Raw genomic sequence first — 17,535 nt, forward strand, 5'->3', positions numbered from 1 at the left:
CTGCATAGATATACGGCCCACCGTAAAAACATTGACCAGCGGTGGGTCGTATTCCTATGCTCGCGTGCCATGCAGCTCATCCAGCAGGACCCGGACCTGTCCGCGTACATGGCCGCCGACGAGGTCATCGACCACCACCACCCCGTCGTACGCGAGACCGCCGCGCGCCTCGCGCACGAGGCCGCGGACTCCTACGCGTACGCCCGCGCCGCCTACCTCCACATACGCGACACCGTCGCTCACTCCGCGGACAGCGGTGACCCGCGGGTGACCTGGCGGGCCTCGGACGTGCTCGAACAGCGCACCGGCATCTGCCACGCCAAGGCGCACGCCCTGGCCGCGCTGCTGCGGGCCGAGGACATCCCGACCGCGCTCTGCTACCAGCGGCTGACCCACGACACCGGCACCGGGCACTGCCTGCACGGGCTGGTCGCCGTGCGCTTCCGGGGCGCCTGGCACCGGCAGGACTGCCGGGGAAACAAGCCGGGCGTCGAGGCGCACTTCTCCCTGGAGGGGGAGCGGCTGGCCTGGGTGCCCGACGCCGGCGCCGGCGAGGCGGACCTCCCGGGCCTGTACGCCGCGCCGGACCCCGGCATCGTCGAGGTCATGCGGAACGCCCCCGACAGGTCACGGCTGTGGGAGGACCTGCCCGACACGCTCCGGGCGGACCGGTGACTCAGCCGGCTTCGAGGGCCTTCACCTCGGCGGGGGTCGGCGCCGTGCCGCCGAGGTGCGCCGGCATCCACCACGTGTCGTCGGGCCCCTTGGGCCGCACGGGGTAGGCGCGCTGGGCGGCTTCGAGCAGCTCCTGGCAGCGCTCGCGCAGCCGCCGCGTGATCGCGCCCGCGTACTGGTCCTTGGGCGCTTCGAGGGGCTCGCCCACCCGGATCGTGATCGGCGTGTGGCTGCGCTTGAAGTTGCGCGGATGGCCCTTGGTCCACAGCCGCTGCGTGCCCCACAGGGCCATGGGGACGAGCGGGACGCCCGCCTCCTGGGCCATGCGCGCGGCGCCCGACTTGAAGGACTTCAGCGTGAAGGACTGCGAGATCGTCGCCTCGGGGAAGACGCCGATGATCTCCCCGGAGCGCAGCGATTCGAGCGCGTGCGCGTACGCCGTCTCGCCCTGCTCGCGGTCGACGGGGATGTGCTTCATCCCGCGCATCAGCGGGCCGGAGATCTTGTGCCGGAACACCGACTCCTTGGCCATGAAGCGCACGAGCCGCTTCTGCGGCAGAGCGGCGAGGCCGTCGAAGATGAAGTCGAGATAGCTGATGTGGTTGCTGACGAGGACCGCGCCACCGGAGCGTGGGATGTTCTCCGACCCCTTGCAGTCGATCTTCAGGTCCCACACCTTGAACAGCGTTTTGGCGGCACCGATGACCGGACGGTAGACAAGCTCTGCCATGGGTGGGGAGGGCCCTTCGTGTCTGCCTGGGGAGGGGGCTCCCGGCGGGAGGTTACGCAGCCGTAGGTTTTTCGGCGTTGCGCAGATCGTGCCCCAAGAACGGACGAGTGACCAGTCTTGGTGCCCTCGATCCGGGAGATTCTCGTCACGTCGGAATTCTCACGGCCGCACAAGTGCTGAACTGGGAAGGGACCGGATCAAGGATTTCGCGCGGGCGGGAGGCAGTACGTGTCAGGACGCGACACCGGGCGGCGGCTCGGCGCGGCGGACCTCGGGGAGGGACTGGGGGAGCGGGCCACGCTCGTGCAGTTCTCCAGCGCGTTCTGCCGGCCCTGCCGGGCGACCCGCCGCATCCTCGCGGACGTGGCCGGGATGGTTCCCGGCGTGGCCCACGTCGAGATCGACGCCGAGGAGCACCTCGCGCTCGTCCGGGAGCTGCGGGTCGAGAAGACGCCGACCGTGCTCGTCCTCGACGCGTCGGGCCACGTGGTGCGCCGCGCCGCGGGACAGCCGCGCAGGGCCGATGTCATCGCCGCGCTCGGGGAGGCCGTGTGAGCCTCCTCCGCCCTCACACCGGGTGGCCGGGCAGTGACGCATCTTTCATCCGCCGGGTTCGGCTTGACTGTATGGGCCAACTGTCGCGAGCCTGCTCACATGCCCCGGGGACCCCCTTCCCCGCCTGCCCCGGAACCCCTTCCATGAGGACGACTCAGTGACGGCCACGCCCGCCATCGGCGCCCGTACCGCCGGCCCCGACCTGCTGCGCTCGGTCTTCCGGCGCCACGCGGCGGGGGTCGCCGTGATCACCGCGGCCCATGGCGGCCGACCCGTCGGCTTCACGGCCACCTCGCTCACCTCGGTCTCCGCCGATCCTCCGATGGTCTCCTTCGGCGTCGGCACCGGTGCGTCGAGCTGGCCCGCCATCCGGGAGACCGGCCATGTCGGCGTCCACATACTCGGCGAGCACCAGCAGGAGCTGGCCGCCACGTTCGCGCGCAGCGGAGCCGACCGCTTCGGCGCGCCCACCGCCTGGCGCGAGGGGCCCGAGGGGGTGCCCGTGCTCGACGGCACGCCGGCCTGGCTGGTGTGCCGGATCGTGGCGCGGGTGCCCGCGGGCGACCACCGGCTCGTCCTCGCGGAGGCCGTCGCGGGGGACCCCGACGGTGAGGGGCGGCCGCTGCTCTACCAGGGCGGACGCTTCAACGCGCTGCGCGACTGAGAGTTCCCGGCGCGGGGCTTCGGCGGCCGATCGCGGGGCGTTGGGAAGGTCACAGTTCAAAGCGCTTGCTCAGCGGGAATGAACTGGGTGTACTCATGAGTAATATTTCGATCGGAGCGGGGGCATCCCCGACCGGGGTCCGCCGCTTCAGGCGCCTATGCTGCCTGCAAGAAGGCAGTGGCCGAAGCCAAGGCAGCAGCCCAGTAAAGACGATGCAGTAGGAGAGCCGGCGTGAGCTTGAGGATCGTTGTCTGTGTGAAGTACGTGCCCGACGCCACCGGCGACCGGCACTTCGCCGATGACCTGACCGTCGACCGCGACGACGTCGACGGCCTGCTGTCGGAGCTGGACGAGTACGCCGTCGAGCAGGCGCTGCAGATCGCCGACGAGGCGGACGACGCGGAGATCACCGTGCTGACCGTCGGCCCGGAGGACGCCAAGGACGCGCTGCGCAAGGCGCTCTCCATGGGCGCCGACAAGGCCGTCCACGTCGAGGACGACGACCTGCACGGCACCGACGTCATGGGCACCTCGCTGGTGCTCGCCAAGGCGATCGAGAAGACCGGTTACGACCTGGTCATCACCGGCATGGCCTCGACCGACGGCACCATGGGCGTGCTGCCGGCGATCCTCGCCGAGCGCCTGGGCGTCCCGCAGGTCACCCTGCTCTCCGAGGTCTCCGTCGAGGACGGCGTCGTCAAGGGCCGCCGGGACGGCGACGCCGCCTCCGAGCAGCTGGAGGCGTCCCTGCCGGCCGTCGTGTCCGTGACGGACCAGTCGGGCGAGGCCCGCTACCCGTCCTTCAAGGGCATCATGGCCGCCAAGAAGAAGCCGGTGGAGTCGCTCGACCTCGGTGACCTGGACATCGAGGCCGAAGAGGTCGGCCTCGAAGGTGCCTGGACCAAGGTCGAGTCCGCCACCGAGCGTCCGGCCCGCACGGCCGGCACGATCGTCAAGGACGAGGGCGAGGGCGGCAAGCAGCTCGCCGAGTACCTCGCGGGCCAGAAGTTCATCTAGCCCCACCGGCGGGCCCGGGGAGTGTCCCGGGGCCGCCCAGAGGCTCGAAGAGCCCCGCAACCGCCTCCCAGATTCTTCGCACTCGCAGGAGATTGAAGTCCCATGGCTGAAGTTCTCGTCTACGTCGACCACGTGGACGGCGCCGTCCGCAAGCCCACCCTCGAACTGCTGACCCTGGCCCGCCGCGTCGGCGAGCCCGTCGCCGTCGCCCTGGGCGCGGGCGCCGAGGCCACCGCCGCCACGCTCGCCGAGCACGGCGCGGTCAAGGTCCTCACCGCCGACGCCCCCGAGTTCGCCGACTACCTCGTCGTACCGAAGGTGGACGCGCTCCAGGCCGCGTACGAGGCCGTCTCCCCGGTCGCCGTGCTGGTGCCCTCGTCGGCCGAGGCCAAGGAGATCGCGGCCCGCCTCGCGGTCCGCATCAAGTCCGGCATCATCACCGATGCCGTCGACATCGAGGCCGGCGACGAGGGCCCGGTGGCCACGCAGTCCGTGTTCGCCGCCTCGTACACCACCAAGTCCCGCATCTCGCAGGGCACCCCGGTCATCACGGTCAAGCCGAACTCGGCCGCCGTGGAGGCCGCCCCCGCCGCGGGCGCCGTCGAGGCGCTCAGCGTCTCGTTCTCCGAGAAGGCCACCGGCACCAAGGTCGTCTCGCGCACGCCGCGCGAGTCGACGGGGCGCCCCGAGCTGACCGAGGCCGCGATCGTGGTCTCCGGCGGCCGCGGCGTCAACGGCGCCGAGAACTTCTCGCTCATCGAGAACCTCGCCGACTCGCTCGGCGCCGCTGTCGGCGCCTCCCGCGCCGCCGTCGACGCCGGCTGGTACCCGCACTCCAACCAGGTGGGCCAGACCGGCAAGTCGGTCTCCCCGCAGCTCTACATCGCCTCCGGCATCTCCGGCGCGATCCAGCACCGCGCGGGCATGCAGACCTCGAAGACCATCGTGGCCATCAACAAGGACGCCGAGGCCCCGATCTTCGACCTGGTCGACTACGGCGTGGTCGGCGACCTCTTCGAGGTCGTCCCCGCGCTCACCGAAGAGGTCAAGGCCCGCAAGGGCTGACCCCGTCGTGCGTACGAGGCCCCCGTCCCGCCCGTGTGGCGGCGCGGGGGCCTTCGCGCGTCACAGCGTCAGCGTCGCCTGCACCGGCAGGTGGTCGCTCGGGTACTGCCCGCCGAGCGAGAACGTGTTCATCGAGGCCGCGTGGACCCGCGCCGTGGGCCGCGTCAGAATCCAGTCGATGCGGTTGCCGTCCGGGGTGGGCGGCTTGTAGCCGTGGTACGTGGCGTACGCCTTGCCGCGCTGCTCCGCCGCGTCCCAGGTGTCGACGAGGCCGGCGCGCAGGAGCGTGTCGTAGACGACGTTCTTGTGGGCGGTGGCGTTGAAGTCGCCCGTCACGACGAGCGGCTTGGCCTGGTCGAGACGGCCGACGCGCTCGGCGATCAGCGTCGCGGAGCGGGCGCGCGCGTTCTGGCTGATGTGGTCCAGGTGCGTGTCGAGGACGTACAGCTCGCCACCGGTGTTCAGGTCCTTGAAGCGGACCCAGGTGGCCATGCGGACCGAACGGGCGCCCCAGGTGTTGGACGCGATGACGTTCGGGGTGTCCGAGAGCCAGAAGTGCTCGTACTCCAGCGGGGTGAGCCTCCTGGTGTCGTAGAAGACGGCCATGAACTCGTCGCGGCTGCCCCCTCCGCTGCCCGTGCCGATCCAGTCGTAGTCCGCGCCGAGGTCGGACTCGATGTCGCGGAGCTGCGAGTACAGGCCCTCCTGGGTGCCGATGACGTGCGGCTCGGCGCGGCGCAGCAGCTCCTTGGTGACCGGGCGGCGCTGGGCCCAGGTGTGCGGGGGCTTGTCGCTCGCGAAGCGGAGGTTGAACGTCATGACCTCCAGGCGGGTCTCCGGCGCCCGCGCGCCGGGCCGTGCCCCCGCCGCGTACGCGGGGCCGCCGGAGAGTGCCCCGCCGAACACGGGGAGCGCCGCCGTCGCGGCGAGCGCGGCTCGCAGACCGGTTCGGCGCGAGAAGCGGGAGTCGATCGGCACACGGTCTCCTTCGGTCGGGGCCGCGCGGTCCTGCCGTGGGCGCGCGGGGATGGGCTCACACTGGCCAACAAGGCCGCCCGTACGGCCCGGGACACGCGTGAACCGCCGTGGTCCGCTACGGATGCAGGACACGGGAGGGTGTTGACCAGCACGAAGGTCACGGATAACTTCGCTATACGGATTAATGATTCCGTGAAGCGGAAACGCCGGGCGCGGCGCCAACTGTGTGGAGGATGCAGCAATGGGTCAGCAAGAGCAGGTGGCGACGAGCCTCGCCGACGCGGTCAGCGAGAGCATCAGCGCCTCCCTCGCCCCCGTGGACGCGGAGCTCGACCGCCGCTATCCCGGAGACCCCGGCACCCGCCAGCCCGTCCACACCGTCTACGTCCCCGGTGAGCAGTTCACCGCCGGGACCATCCGCACCTGGGGCGACCAGGCTCTCGCCATGCTCGACGAACACGCCCCCGACTCCGCCGCCTTCGCCTCCGTGCTCGGCCTCGGCGACGACCTGGCCGACGCCGTCTACACGCGCGTGCGCGCCAAGCTGGAGCGCGAGCCCGTCGAAGACCTGCGCATCGACTTCGAGGACGGCTACAAGGGCGCCGACGAGGACCAGGACGCCGCCCGCGCGGCCCGCCTGGTGGCCGACGCCTACCGGAACGGCACGGCGGCCCCGTACATGGGCATCCGCATGAAGTGCATGGAGGCGGCCGTGCGCGACCGCGCCATCCGCACGCTCGACGTCTTCCTCTCCGGCCTCATGGAGGCGGGCGGCCTCCCCGACGGCCTCGTCCTCACCCTGCCCAAGGTGACCTACCCCGAGCAGGTCACCGCGATGGTGCGCCTGCTGGAGGAGTTCGAGAAGGCGCGCGGCCTTGAGCAGGGCCGGATCGGCTTCGAGATACAGATCGAGACCAGCCAGTCCATCCTCGCCACCGACGGCACCGCCGCCGTCGCCCGCATGATCCAGGCCGCCGAGGGCCGCGCCACGGGACTCCACTACGGCACCTTCGACTACAGCGCCTGCCTCGGCGTCAGCGCCGCCCACCAGGCGAGCGACCACCCGGCCGCCGACCACGCCAAGGCCGTCATGCAGGTCGCCGCCGCGGGCACCGGCGTACGCGTGTCCGACGGCTCCACCAACGTCCTGCCCGTCGGCACCACCGAGCAGGTCCACGACGCCTGGCGGCTCCACTTCGGCCTCACCCGGCGCGCCCTGGCCCGCGCCTACTACCAGGGCTGGGACATGCACCCCGGCCACATCCCCACGCGCTACGCGGCCGTGTTCGCCTTCTACCGCGAGGGCTTCGAGGCCGCCGCCGCGCGCCTCGCCGCCTACGCGGGCCACCACGCGGGCGGCGCCGTCGCCGACGAGCCCGCCACCGCCAAGGCCCTCGCCGGATACCTGCTGCGCGGCCTGGACTGCGGCGCCCTCGACGCGGGCGAGGTCACCCGGCTCACCGGCCTGACCCTGGCCCGGCTCCAGGGCTTCGCGGGCCCCCGCCGCGGAGACCTCACGGGCAAGTAGCCGACTGCCCCGAACGGGTGACGCCGAGCCCGCTACCACTGCCGCTCCGTAGTCCGTCCGCCACAGAGTGATGGCGCGCGGAGACGGGGCGGCGGTGGTGGCGGGCACGCCTGACCCGCAGCGGGGGAACGGGTCGCTCCCTGGGGCTACAGGGCGCCCGAGCGCGCCCAGGGACACAGGGACACAGGGACACGACCCGGGGGCCCCGCCTCCGGCGTCCGGGCACTCGGCGCCACGCCGCACGCCGCGGTCGAGGGCTCCTCGCCCTTCCGCCGTACGTCGACGGGGCCGACGCTCGCCGCGATCGTCGCCGACCCGCCGACCCGCTGCCCGGCCTGCCCGCCTGCTGAGCCGGCCGGGACCGTGACACGGGCTCTCAGCCCGCCGGCGGCAGCTCGCCCGAGCCGCGCTGGATGAGCCGCGTCGGCAGCTCGACCCGCTCCGGGGCCCCGGACGCGCCGTCGAGCTGCCGGAACAGCCGCTCCGCCGCCGTCCTGCCGAGCTGCGCCGCGTCCTGCGCGACCACGGTCACGCCCGGGTCGAGCAGATCCGCCAGCTCGATGTCGTCGAAGCCGACCAGGGCCACGGGCCGGTCGAGAGCGGCGAGGACCCGCACGACCGTCACGGTCACGCGGTTGTTGCCGGCGAAGATCGCCGTCACGGGCTCGGGGCCGCCCAGCATCTCCTCGGCCGCCCTCCGCACCCGCTCCGGATCGGTCGGGCCCAGCGAGACCCACGCCTCGTCGACGGGGATCTCCGCGTCCTCCATCGCGGCACGGTAGCCGCGCAGCCGCTCTATCGCCGTGTGGATGCGCGGCTGGTCGCCGATGAAGCCGATGCGGCGGTGCCCGTGCGCGATGAGGTGCGCCACGCCGTCCCGGGCCCCGCCGAAGCTGTCGGAGAGCACCGCGTCGGCGTCGATCCTCCCCGCGGGCCGGTCGACGAAGACGGTCGCGACACCGGCGGCGATCTCCGGCTCCAGGTAACGGTGGTCGTCGGCGGCCGGGATGATCACGAGACCGTCGACCCGGCGCGCGCAGAGCGCGAGCACCAGCTCCTGCTCGCGGTCCGGGTCCTCGGCGCTCGACCCGTTGATGAGCAGCGCCCCGTGCGCCCGCGCGACCTCCTCCACGGCGCGGCTCAGCGGGCCGTAGAACGGGTCGGCGAGGTCTTCGAGGACGAGCCCGATGCTGGCGGTGCGGCCCTTGCGCAGCACGCGCGCGCTGTCGTTGCGCCGGAAGCCGAGGGCCTCGATGGCCTCCTGCACGCGGCGCTCGGTGTCGGGGGTGACGCCCGGTTCGCCGTTCACGACGCGGGAGACCGTCTTCAGGCCGACTCCCGCACGTGCGGCGACGTCCTTCATGGTCGGACGGTTGCCGTAGCGGCTGGCGGGTCGTCGGGCGGCGGTCTCTGCCACGGTGCGCTGTCCTGTCCTGTCGTCCATCGGGGCGTATGGGGTGTCCGGGTCGTGCGGGTCGTGCGGGTCGTGCGGGTCGTGCGGGTCGTGCAGGTCGTCTCGTGTCGTGCGGGTCGTGCAGGTCGTCTCGTGTCGTGCGGGTCGGCCGGATCGTCCGGGGCGGCCTTGGGGCCTGCCGCGAGGCCGCCCGTACGGTCGTCCCGAGGTTGCCCTGAGGCCGTCCCGGGCCGGTTCCGGGCTCGTTCCGGGTTCGTCCCGGACTGGTTCCGGGCTGGGTCCGGGCTCGTTCCGGGTTCGTCCCGAGCTGGTTCCGGGCTCGTCCTGGGGTCGTTCTGGGGCCGCCCGTATTCGTTCATGAGCGTGTGGCGTCGAGCATAGGGCCTGGACAACGTTGTCAGATGCAAGGAAGACTGACCTTCGCACTCTCCCGCCTGCTCTTACACTTCGACATCGCGACGGATCACAGGAGACCCGACACAGATGCACATGGACCTCGTCGCCGCACTCGACATCGGCGGCACCAAGATCGCCGGCGCCCTGGTGGACCGTGAGGGGCGCATCCTGCTGCGCGCCCAGCGGCCGACGCCCGCGCGCGAGGACGGCGACACGGTGATGCGGGCGGTCGAGGAGGTCCTCGGCGAGCTGACCTCCAGCGGGCTGTGGGGCAGGGCCGCCGCCGTCGGCATCGGCAGCGCGGGCCCGGTGGACGCGTCGGCCGGCACGGTCAGCCCCGTGAACGTCCCCGGCTGGCGCGGCTACCCCCTCGTCGAACGCGTCCGCTCGGTGACCGGCGGCCTCCCCGTCGAACTGGTCGGCGACGGCGTGGCCATGACCGCGGCCGAACACTGGCAGGGCGCCGCCAGGGGCCACGACAACGCGCTCTGCCTCGTCGTCTCGACCGGCGTCGGCGGCGGCCTCGTCCTCGGCGGCAAACTCCACCCGGGGCCCACGGGCAACGCAGGTCACATCGGTCACATCAGCGTCGACCTCGACGGCGACCCCTGCCCGTGCGGTGCCCGCGGCTGCGTCGAACGCATCGCCAGCGGCCCGAACATCGCACGCCGCGCCGTGGCGGACGGCTGGCTCCCCGGCCCCGACGGCGACACCTCGGCGGCTGCGGTGGCCGACGCCGCCCGCGCGGGCGACCCGGTGGCCATCGCCTCCTTCGAACGCGCGGCCAAGGCACTCGCCGCCGGCATCGCCGCCACGGCGACGCTGGTCGAGATCGACATCGCGGTGATCGGCGGGGGAGTGGGCAAGGCGGGCGACGTCCTGTTCACGCCGCTGCGCCGCTCGCTGCGCGAGTACGCCACGCTGTCCTTCGTACGTGACCTGACGGTGGCGCCCGCCCTGATGGGCACGGACGCGGGGCTCGTGGGGGCGGCCGCGGCGGCGCTGAGCGGTGGGGCGCGGGACGGGATGAGCGGTGGAGCGCGCGGCGGCGCGCGCGGTGCGTTGACCGCTGGTGCGGTGGCAGGCGCTGATGGGGCGCGCTTCTGAGACCGGGGCGCCTTCGTTACCGCGCCCCCAAGTCACACGCGCGCCCCGGTCACCTCAGCAGCTCATCGTCGCCTCCGCCCAGTCCGCATGGTCCGAGTCGATGCCGTCGCCGCCGTCCGTGACGGTGAGGCGTACGACCTGTGCGCCCGTTACGTCGGCCGACAGTTCCTGTGCCGGCATGGCGTTGGTGAGGACGCCGGTGGAGGCGACCTTCTTGGAGTCCGCCCAGATCTCGAAGGCGACCGTGCCGCGCGTCAGCTTCTCGTCGTCGACGCCGACGGACGCGGTGACCTTCTCGCAGGCCGCGCCCGCGTAGTACTCGACGCTGCTCGGCGCGTGGACGCCGAGCCCCTTGGCGTACGTCCTGCCGCCGATGGTGATCGGGTTGCCGTCGCCCGCGGCGTTCTCACCGTTGCTGGTGTTGCGTTCCACCGGGCCCCAGCCGTTGATCGCGGAGATCCACGGCAGGTCGCCGAGGGCCGAGCTGCCCGCGGGAGGCGCGACGACCACGTTCGCCGTCAGCGGCAGAACGCTGTCGGCCCGGACGCCCCGCGGGGAGCGGTAGGTGGTCTTCAGGGTCAGGTCGTACAGCCCCGGGGCCGTTCCCGCGGGTGCGGTGACCGACCATGCCGTCGTGAGCTTCTGCCCCGTACGGAGGGACTTCGCGGTGGTGGGCGACGTGGGCTTCAGCCGCCAGCCGGAGGGGCCGCTGAGCGTGACGGCGACGCGGTGCGCGGCGGTGCGGCCGAGGTTGGTGACCTCGGAGGTGAGTTCCGTCCGCTTGCCGGCCTCGACCAGCGCCGCGCCCTCGGCGCCGAGTTCGACGGCCGGGGGCTGCTTCGCCCAGTCGCCGTCGGCCGTGACGCGGAGCAGGACGGTGCCGTGCGCGGGCACGGTCGCCGAGATGCGGCCAGCGGTGTTGTAGCTCTTGTGCCGCCACAGGTCGCGCAGCGTGTACCCGCCGGTGTCCGGGAGGCCGACCGCCTTCGCGGTCGTGGAGATGGACCGGGCGGTGCCGGTCTCGTTGAAGAGGGCGACGGCACGGCTGCCGTCCTTCATCTCCTTGGCGACGACCCATCGCCCGTCCTCCGAGGAGAGCACCTCGCCCTGCTTGCCGAGCGGGTCCTGGTCGACGGCGATGACCTCTTCGTTGCCGAGGATCTCGAAGGTCTCGGGGGATGCCTTGCGCAGGTCGGAGCCGATGAGCAGCGGTGCGGCCATGATCGACCACATCGAGAAGTGGGTGCGGTACTCGGTGTCGGTCATGCCGCCGTTGCCGACCTCCAGCATGTCCGGGTCGTTCCAGTGCCCGGGGCCCGCGTACTTCGCGAGCGGCAGGTTCTGCTTCATGATCGACAGCATGGAGCCCCAGTTGTCGCTGATGTCGCCGGTGGTGCGCCACAGGTGCCCGACGTCGGCCGCCCACTCCCAGGGCTTGTTCTCGCCCCACTCGCAGATGCTGTAGACGATGGGCCGTCCGGTGGTCTCGGACGCGGCCTTCAGCGCGTCGCGCATCGCGGTGTACCGCTGCTTGGCGTCGACGCCCTGGTTGTTGCAGTTGTCGTACTTGAGGTAGTCGATGCCCCACTCCGCGAACTGCTGGGCGTCGCTGCGTTCATGGCCGAGGGCGCCGGGGAAGCCCGCGGAGTTGCAGGTCTTGGTGCCCGCGCTGGTGTAGATGCCGATCTTGAGGCCCTTGCTGTGGACGTAGTCGGTGACGGCCTTGATGCCCTGCGGGAAGCGCTTGGGATCGGGGACGAGCTTGCCGTTCGCGTCGCGTTCGGGCAGGGCCCAGCAGTCGTCGAGGTTGACGTACTCGTAGCCCGCGTCCTTCAGGCCCCTCTCGACGAAGATGTCCGCGATGCCCTTGACCATGGACTCGTCGAACTCGGCGCGGCAATGTGTGGAGTTCCAGTTGTTGAAGCCCATGGGCGGGGTCGCCGCCAGGCCGTCGGGGAGCTTCACGGCGGGGCCGGCGGCGGGCTGTCCGGTGGGAGTGCCGACGGTCGCCGCCCGCTCGCCACCGTCGCGGGCGGCGGCGGGAGCGGCGAGTCCGCCCGCGCACAACAACACCGTGACCAGCGATCCGACCACTCTTCGGCCGGTGGTACGGCAGGGGAATCGACGCATCGTTACGTTCCTCCGTATGCACGTGAAGTCGGATGTGCGCGTACGTGTCACGGGGTGCGCGCTTACGGTAGGCCGTGTTGGACTCTGTTGGAAGAGGGGCCGTAACGGTCCGGGCGCAGCCGAAAGGCGCGAGGGGACATCGGATGTCCCGGCGCAATCAAGAAGAACGTAGTCACCATGGGGTCCAACTCTTCGGACGCCGTGCCGAAGAAGGCGTTCCAGGGCACCTTCGACGCGTACGAGAAGAAGACGGGCGAGACGGTCGAGGTCCATACGACGGAGCTCAACGCATTCCAGCAGAACAGCACGCGATAACTCCGCGCCACTCCGGACGACGTCTTCATGTGGTTCGCCGGTTACCGCATGCAGTGAGCTCTTCCCACGTCACGCTGACGCCTGGTGAAGGGCGAGGACTGCCTTCACCACGTCGGTGATGCGGTTGATGCCGCAGCGGAGCTTCCGCAGGAGGCGCCGGCCCTTGAGGGCGGCCACGGCTCGCTCGCCGACACAGCGGATCTTGGCGTGGGTGGTGTTGTGCCGTCGCTTCCACCGCTGGAGCCGACAGCCCCGAAACGGAACCCGGACGGGCCTGCCGGAACCTTGATACGCCTTGTCCGCCCAGCATTTCGTCCGCTCAGCATTTTGTCCGCTCAGCATTCGGGCCCTGCATCGGCGAGGGCGTCGATGATCCCGTGCTGCCGGGCGGCGGTCAGGTCGTGGGTCGAACCGGGCAGAGCCGGTGAGGCCCAGAGCAGCCGTCCGAACGGATGGAGGACCTGGACGTTCACGCCGTGGCGCTTGTGCTTACCGGAGTAGTACGGGGTGTCGGCGGCGATCCGGTCAATGGGCAGCAGGGTGCCGTCGAGGATGACGAACACCTTCGTCCGCATGGTTTCATCGCCTCGGCCAGAGGCTGACGGGCCACGGGAAGCCGCCGCCACCGCGTCCCGATGTCCTGACGCCTGACCGTCAGTTGTCTGGCCGGCAACCGCAGTGTGCGGATGGACAACTCGATCGAGGACGGGGACACAAGCACACGAAGCTCCTGGCGGACCCAGGTGATCTTGGCCGAGAACTCGTCTACCAGGAGCTTCGTCGTTGCGTAGGACTGCCCAACTCGCGGTCGACACCGTCAGGTTGGAAGAGGCTCAGTGCCTGGATGGAACCGGCCGGAGGATGAAGTAACACTTGGGCACGCGGGTTTCACGCTCGCTGGCATCCATTATGGAAGCAGCACTTTCCTTCGCCAAGGAGTGGCTGCGGTCGCGGCAACTCCGAGCAGCAGAGCAATCGCTGCAACAGTCCAGCTGAAAAGGTCGGTGGCTGGGGCGGACGTCCAATCCCACCAGGTGAGGGGATACCAGACCAGAAAGAGGACCGAGGTCAAAGGGATGGCCCAGCCGAGTTGTTGCCCCAATATGCGGGCAGACAGCAGGGCGAGACCGAGCCAGATCAAGACGGATCGGACGAAGACGATCCCTGAGCCCGGGCCGTTGGCAAGGGTCTCTGTACCGAAAGAAAAGGCGCAAACCGTCAATGTCAGCGTAGCGCAGTACGCGACGCGCAATCGGTGCATCGTGGTTGCACCTATTGCATCGTGTGCGGACATGGCTCCGTCAAGAGTGGCGGAGAGGAAGACAGCCGTTAGCAGCGGCAGATGTTGACGGTAGGGCACACCTGTGGTGACTCCTCCGCTGCCGATGGAGGGAAGCGCAATGTTGGTACCACCGAAGAGCGCTGACACAAGTGCAACGACAGCGGTCCCCGCGAGGACTGCCCCGCCTCGATGCGCTCTTGCGTAGCGCAGCAGATCAGGGCCGTTCATCAGGCGTGCACCATGAGCTCTCACGTAGTACATGGCTGCGTTCCTGCGCGACCCAGGTCTGCTGTTCGGGCGACGGCATTCGCGCAGCCTTGGTTGCTTCGCGTTGGGCGGTGGAGACTCCTTCGAGGTGGAGCCCCTTGTCGGCGACGGCCGGGTCCTGGCCGACGGCCTGGTATTCAAGCCACAGATGGATGTTGTCCATGGACTGCCACGCTTGGCGCTCGTCCCGCGGCGGGCGACACCGGCCGAATGACGCCGTGAACACCTGATCCGCCATGGCAATTGCTGCGGTGCGTACGTGCCCTTCGGCAATGTGAAAGCCTGCGTCTCCCAGGTCAGTCCGCTGGAGTCCGAATTCGTGGAACTCAGCGGGTACCTTGATCCAGCGCTGGGGGGCCTGGTCAAGGTGCTGGGCCATCCGCGTCAGCTCTGGCAGGTACTTCCGGTGTTCCGGCCAGACGCACACCCGTGGGGCGCTGTCGTTGGCACGGTCGCACAGCGGCGTGGTCGCTGAGGCCGGACGCTCCACGCGCAGTTCGCCGACGGCTGGGGCTGCGGCCAGCGCGAAGAAGGAGCAGACCACCGACCCGGCGGCTATACCGCGCACATGCCGTGGCAGTTTCCGGTGGGGCGTCTGGCGTTCGGCTTTCCTCCTCATCGGCGGTGCCGTCACCGCAAGCACTGCGAGAGCGAGAGCGCACAGGAGGCGAAGGGCGACCGGCAGCGGACTGAGGTGGGTATCGGGCGGACCCGCAAGCACGTTGAATTTGAAGGGCAGGGCCAGCATGCTGATGAAGCAGCCCAGTGCGCACACGATGGGTGTGAAGGCCGCAGAGGGCCACCAGCGGCCGGCCAGATGCCCCACGGACGCGAAAATGATCAAAGTCGAGGCGCCGAGCAGCAGGTAGGAGGGCCACAAGAAGCCCGGACCGGCATCGCTGAGCGAGACGGCTGCGGCAGTGAGGCATCCGATTCCGTACGCGAGGAATCCGAGTGTGAGGGTGGCGGCCAATCTCACGGCCTCTATCCGCCAACCCGGCCGGGCAGCCCCTAGAAGAAACTCAGGCATTCCCGCTCGGGAGGAACGTCCGGCCTGCCAGGCGGAAATACCGGCGAGGACTGGCCCCAAAAAGAGCGTGACGATCTGTGCCGCCACGCTTGCCTCGGGCCACACGCCGATCCAGTATCTGGACCGTCCGAAGAGCACCAGCAGGTCCACCGCGATCATCGCGGGGAAGGCGGTGAGCAGGGGCGACCGTCGCAACTCGATGAAGTAAGCGTTCAGCATGCAGCTTCCTCGCTCGACCTGCGGTTACCCAGAACCGTCATATAGCCACGTTCCAGCGGACTGTCTCCTGGTGCTGTCGGTGTGGACAGCGCTGCCAATTGCTGAGGTGTACCGCTGTGGACTACTTGGCCATCGCTGAGCACGAGGACCGCGTCGCAAGCGGCGCCCACGTCCTCCACCAGGTGCGTACTGAGCACCACGGCAGCCCCGGCGCGGGCGAGGGAACGAATGAGGTCACGAAAGTCGAGGCGCTGGGCAGGGTCGAGACCAACGGTGGGTTCGTCGAGGAGGAGCAGGGAAGGGGAGCCGACGATGGCGGCAGCGATACCAGCTCGACGAAGCATGCCGCCGGAAAGGGACTTCATACGGTCGCGGGCTCTGTCAGTCAGCCCAACGGCAGCCAGCGCCTCCCTGGTCGCCGACTCAGCCTTCTTGGACGGCACCTCGCGCAACCAGGCGCAATAGCGAACGAAGTCGGTGATCGAGAACGCTGGGTAGTAGCCGAAGTCCTGCGGGAGGTAGCCGATGCGAGGACGGACTTGGCGGACATCCCGTTCACTGGTAACGGGCTTGCTGAAGAGCTCCAAATTCCCGCTCTGCGGTGGCGTGATCGTGGCGAGGGTGCGGAACAGGGTGGTCTTGCCTGCTCCATTGGGGCCCAGCAATCCGGTGACGCCTGGCTGGATAGCTAGGTCGAGCCCTTCAATGATGCGTCGGTCGCCGTACCCCTGCGTGAGGGCAGTCAAGCGGGCGACGGGGTAAGTCGTCATAGATAGCATTCCCAAAAATGCGAGGTGGGCCCGCCGCAACGGTGGGCCCACCCCGGCGCCGGTGACCTACTTGTGTACCCTTGTTTTTGTTTATCTTGAACGTGCACTCGTAGGTGTCGTATTGCAGTCGTGCTTTGTGTACCACCCATTGGAATACCATCGAGTTACGGCTGTATGCATACTCAATTCCCCCTAGGAATCATTCGAGGAGGCGCAGCAGCCACGCCTTAACTGAGCGGCACGACGGTATCACGCTCCGCGCATGCAGAGTCTGGAACGCGATCTTCGCGAAAGTGCAGAGATTAGGCGCTTTCGCGAAGTTCAGTGGATTTGGTCTGGTTGTGTCATCGAATTCGAGTATCGGTCTGGTGGTTCGCGGACCGAGCCCGCTGCAAACTGCTGTGGGCTGCGTATCGCCGGTGCTAACGGTCGAGCCCGACCGGCGTCGACGAGATGGTCATCTCGCTGGCCGCGAAGGGCCAAGTTCTCACCGATCCGTTCGGACGGCTGCTCTGGGCCTCACCGGCTCTGTCCGGTTCGACCCACGGCCTGACCGCCGCCCGGCAGCACGGGATCATCGACGCCCTCGCCGATGCAGGGCTCGAATGCTGGGCGGAGCTCCGATGCGGTTGGAAGAGGCTCCGTGATGATCAAAGCGCTCCAGGACTTCATCGACGCCCCGAACTACTACCGCGAGGCCTACACCGAATCCGGTATGGGCACGTACTTCACCTATACGCTTCTGATCGCCGTGCCCGCGGTGTTCGTGACGCTGTTCACGGCGGGGAACTGCTGCCGAAGCAGGTCCTCGTGGTCCCGCTCCACGGCCTCTTCCTGAAGATTCCGCTGCCCTGGTGGATGTCCGACTCCCGGACGCTCTACGACTCGTTCTGGGCGCTCATCCTGGTCAACGCCGGGTTCCAGGTCGACTTCAGGTGTTCGTGCTCGCCCATGACACGCGGACGCCGCCGAATCGCTGCCGTTGCGCCGACCCGTCCTCGCGGCGCTCGCCACGCTCGCATTCACCTGGATTACACAACGACTTCCTCTGGGCGCTGATCTTCATCTCCGATGCGGAGGAGCCGCCGGTCACGTCGTCGCTGAACAATCTCCGCGGCCAGTTATTCACGGACTGCAACGTGCTGGACGGACTACAACGTGCTGGCCGCGGGCTCCCGCGTCCGTCGCACGCGTGCCAGGCCGGCCGGCGTACGGCTGGGAGCGGGGGCCGGGGCCTGGCCGGGTCGTCGGCCCGCATGGGGCCCGCCAGCCGTGGGCCGCACACAGCCGTGCCCCCCGGCACACGACAGAAGCTTAAAGCCGACGCCAGCTCCAGGTCGTCGCCGTCTCCAGGGGCTCGATGGGGGTGACCAGGCGCGGGTCGGTGTTGAGC

The 17,535-nt window shown here is 69.8% G+C and carries 14 protein-coding genes and 3 pseudogenes; 10 read left to right on the forward strand and 7 right to left on the reverse strand.

From position 1 onward, the window contains the following. Nucleotides 1-69: 69 nt before the first annotated feature. Nucleotides 70-675 carry a transglutaminase domain-containing protein gene (locus tag AB0I16_RS31875; RefSeq protein WP_363253134.1) on the forward strand — a complete coding sequence of 202 codons (606 nt, stop codon included), beginning with the start codon at nucleotides 70-72 and terminating at the stop codon, nucleotides 673-675. 1 nt (nucleotide 676) lies between these two features. Here the strand turns inward: AB0I16_RS31875 and AB0I16_RS31880 are convergent, their stop codons facing one another. Further along, nucleotides 677-1,405, reverse strand: a complete 729-nt coding sequence (locus AB0I16_RS31880) for a lysophospholipid acyltransferase family protein (RefSeq protein WP_363253135.1) — start codon at nucleotides 1,403-1,405, stop codon at nucleotides 677-679. A 228-nt stretch (nucleotides 1,406-1,633) separates the two neighbouring features. On the opposite strand from AB0I16_RS31880, the gene AB0I16_RS31885 reads away from it, so the two are divergent. The 4 genes from AB0I16_RS31885 (at nucleotide 1,634) to AB0I16_RS31900 (ending at nucleotide 4,706) form a co-directional block, all read left to right on the forward strand. Continuing rightward, complete coding sequence (locus AB0I16_RS31885; protein WP_363253136.1) at nucleotides 1,634-1,960, forward strand: thioredoxin family protein; 327 nt, start codon at nucleotides 1,634-1,636, stop codon at nucleotides 1,958-1,960. A 157-nt stretch (nucleotides 1,961-2,117) separates the two neighbouring features. Next, nucleotides 2,118-2,624 (forward strand): flavin reductase family protein, encoded by a 507-nt coding sequence (locus AB0I16_RS31890; protein WP_363253137.1) that lies wholly within the window; start codon nucleotides 2,118-2,120, stop codon nucleotides 2,622-2,624. A 231-nt stretch (nucleotides 2,625-2,855) separates the two neighbouring features. Further along, nucleotides 2,856-3,641: an electron transfer flavoprotein subunit beta/FixA family protein gene (locus AB0I16_RS31895; RefSeq protein WP_062771169.1), complete on the forward strand. Its 786-nt coding sequence runs from the start codon at nucleotides 2,856-2,858 to the stop codon at nucleotides 3,639-3,641. A 102-nt stretch (nucleotides 3,642-3,743) separates the two neighbouring features. Continuing rightward, nucleotides 3,744-4,706, forward strand: a complete 963-nt coding sequence (locus AB0I16_RS31900) for an electron transfer flavoprotein subunit alpha/FixB family protein (RefSeq protein ID WP_363253138.1) — start codon at nucleotides 3,744-3,746, stop codon at nucleotides 4,704-4,706. A gap of 60 nt (nucleotides 4,707-4,766) precedes the next feature. Here AB0I16_RS31900 and AB0I16_RS31905 read toward each other — a convergent pair whose 3' ends face one another. Beyond that, a complete protein-coding gene (locus tag AB0I16_RS31905) occupies nucleotides 4,767-5,684 on the reverse strand; it encodes an endonuclease/exonuclease/phosphatase family protein (RefSeq protein WP_363253139.1) in 918 nt (305 codons plus the stop codon). A 241-nt stretch (nucleotides 5,685-5,925) separates the two neighbouring features. On the opposite strand from AB0I16_RS31905, the gene AB0I16_RS31910 reads away from it, so the two are divergent. After that, the gene (locus tag AB0I16_RS31910) at nucleotides 5,926-7,212 is read left to right on the forward strand and encodes an aldolase/citrate lyase family protein (protein ID WP_363253140.1); all 1,287 of its coding nucleotides are present in this window, start codon (nucleotides 5,926-5,928) and stop codon (nucleotides 7,210-7,212) included. 376 nt (nucleotides 7,213-7,588) lie between these two features. Here the strand turns inward: AB0I16_RS31910 and AB0I16_RS31915 are convergent, their stop codons facing one another. Continuing rightward, nucleotides 7,589-8,656, reverse strand: coding sequence for a LacI family DNA-binding transcriptional regulator (locus AB0I16_RS31915; protein ID WP_363253141.1), 1,068 nt, complete (start codon nucleotides 8,654-8,656; stop codon nucleotides 7,589-7,591). A gap of 453 nt (nucleotides 8,657-9,109) precedes the next feature. Here AB0I16_RS31915 and AB0I16_RS31920 point away from each other — a divergent pair, with 453 nt between their 5' ends. Next, nucleotides 9,110-10,129: an ROK family protein gene (locus AB0I16_RS31920; protein ID WP_363253142.1), complete on the forward strand. Its 1,020-nt coding sequence runs from the start codon at nucleotides 9,110-9,112 to the stop codon at nucleotides 10,127-10,129. 54 nt (nucleotides 10,130-10,183) lie between these two features. Here the strand turns inward: AB0I16_RS31920 and AB0I16_RS31925 are convergent, their stop codons facing one another. After that, nucleotides 10,184-12,259 carry an NPCBM/NEW2 domain-containing protein gene (locus AB0I16_RS31925; RefSeq protein ID WP_363253143.1) on the reverse strand — a complete coding sequence of 692 codons (2,076 nt, stop codon included), beginning with the start codon at nucleotides 12,257-12,259 and terminating at the stop codon, nucleotides 10,184-10,186. 177 nt (nucleotides 12,260-12,436) lie between these two features. On the opposite strand from AB0I16_RS31925, the gene AB0I16_RS31930 reads away from it, so the two are divergent. Continuing rightward, a complete protein-coding gene (locus AB0I16_RS31930; protein ID WP_363253144.1) occupies nucleotides 12,437-12,574 on the forward strand; it encodes a hypothetical protein in 138 nt (45 codons plus the stop codon). 69 nt (nucleotides 12,575-12,643) lie between these two features. Here the strand turns inward: AB0I16_RS31930 and AB0I16_RS31935 are convergent. The 3 genes and pseudogenes from AB0I16_RS31935 to AB0I16_RS31945 all read right to left on the reverse strand — a co-directional run bounded on the left by AB0I16_RS31935 (nucleotide 12,644) and on the right by AB0I16_RS31945 (nucleotide 16,142). After that, nucleotides 12,644-13,295: pseudogene (locus AB0I16_RS31935) on the reverse strand (transposase family protein). A gap of 775 nt (nucleotides 13,296-14,070) precedes the next feature. Next, entirely contained in the window at nucleotides 14,071-15,372 is a 1,302-nt protein-coding gene (locus AB0I16_RS31940; RefSeq protein ID WP_363253145.1) for an ABC transporter permease, read from the reverse strand. Continuing rightward, nucleotides 15,366-16,142, reverse strand: a complete 777-nt coding sequence (locus AB0I16_RS31945; RefSeq protein ID WP_363253146.1) for an ATP-binding cassette domain-containing protein — start codon at nucleotides 16,140-16,142, stop codon at nucleotides 15,366-15,368. The genes AB0I16_RS31940 and AB0I16_RS31945 overlap by 7 nt, the downstream gene beginning before the upstream one ends. A 480-nt stretch (nucleotides 16,143-16,622) precedes the next feature. Between AB0I16_RS31945 and AB0I16_RS31950 the strand changes: the two are divergent. Beyond that, nucleotides 16,623-16,760, forward strand: a pseudogene (locus AB0I16_RS31950) (IS5/IS1182 family transposase); the annotation flags it as partial. A gap of 64 nt (nucleotides 16,761-16,824) precedes the next feature. Continuing rightward, nucleotides 16,825-17,324, forward strand: a pseudogene (locus tag AB0I16_RS31955) (carbohydrate ABC transporter permease); the annotation flags it as partial. Between the last annotated feature and the right edge of the window lie 211 nt (nucleotides 17,325-17,535).

It is taken from the genome of Streptomyces sp. NPDC050703 (assembly GCF_040654435.1).
Classification (GTDB): Bacteria; Actinomycetota; Actinomycetes; order Streptomycetales; family Streptomycetaceae; genus Streptomyces.

What these genes read in the sequence shown, in the direction of transcription:
- AB0I16_RS31875 (WP_363253134.1), top strand. Translation starts at nt 70, where the DNA reads ATGCAGCTCATCCAGCAGGACCCGGACCTGTCCGCGTACATGGCCGCC.
- AB0I16_RS31880 (WP_363253135.1), bottom strand. Translation starts at nt 1,405, where the DNA reads ATGGCAGAGCTTGTCTACCGTCCGGTCATCGGTGCCGCCAAAACGCTG.
- AB0I16_RS31900 (WP_363253138.1), top strand. Translation starts at nt 3,744, where the DNA reads ATGGCTGAAGTTCTCGTCTACGTCGACCACGTGGACGGCGCCGTCCGC.
- AB0I16_RS31910 (WP_363253140.1), top strand. Translation starts at nt 5,926, where the DNA reads ATGGGTCAGCAAGAGCAGGTGGCGACGAGCCTCGCCGACGCGGTCAGC.
- AB0I16_RS31915 (WP_363253141.1), bottom strand. Translation starts at nt 8,656, where the DNA reads ATGGACGACAGGACAGGACAGCGCACCGTGGCAGAGACCGCCGCCCGA.
- AB0I16_RS31920 (WP_363253142.1), top strand. Translation starts at nt 9,110, where the DNA reads ATGCACATGGACCTCGTCGCCGCACTCGACATCGGCGGCACCAAGATC.
- AB0I16_RS31925 (WP_363253143.1), bottom strand. Translation starts at nt 12,259, where the DNA reads ATGCGTCGATTCCCCTGCCGTACCACCGGCCGAAGAGTGGTCGGATCG.
- AB0I16_RS31930 (WP_363253144.1), top strand. Translation starts at nt 12,437, where the DNA reads ATGGGGTCCAACTCTTCGGACGCCGTGCCGAAGAAGGCGTTCCAGGGC.
- AB0I16_RS31940 (WP_363253145.1), bottom strand. Translation starts at nt 15,372, where the DNA reads ATGCTGAACGCTTACTTCATCGAGTTGCGACGGTCGCCCCTGCTCACC.
- AB0I16_RS31945 (WP_363253146.1), bottom strand. Translation starts at nt 16,142, where the DNA reads ATGACGACTTACCCCGTCGCCCGCTTGACTGCCCTCACGCAGGGGTAC.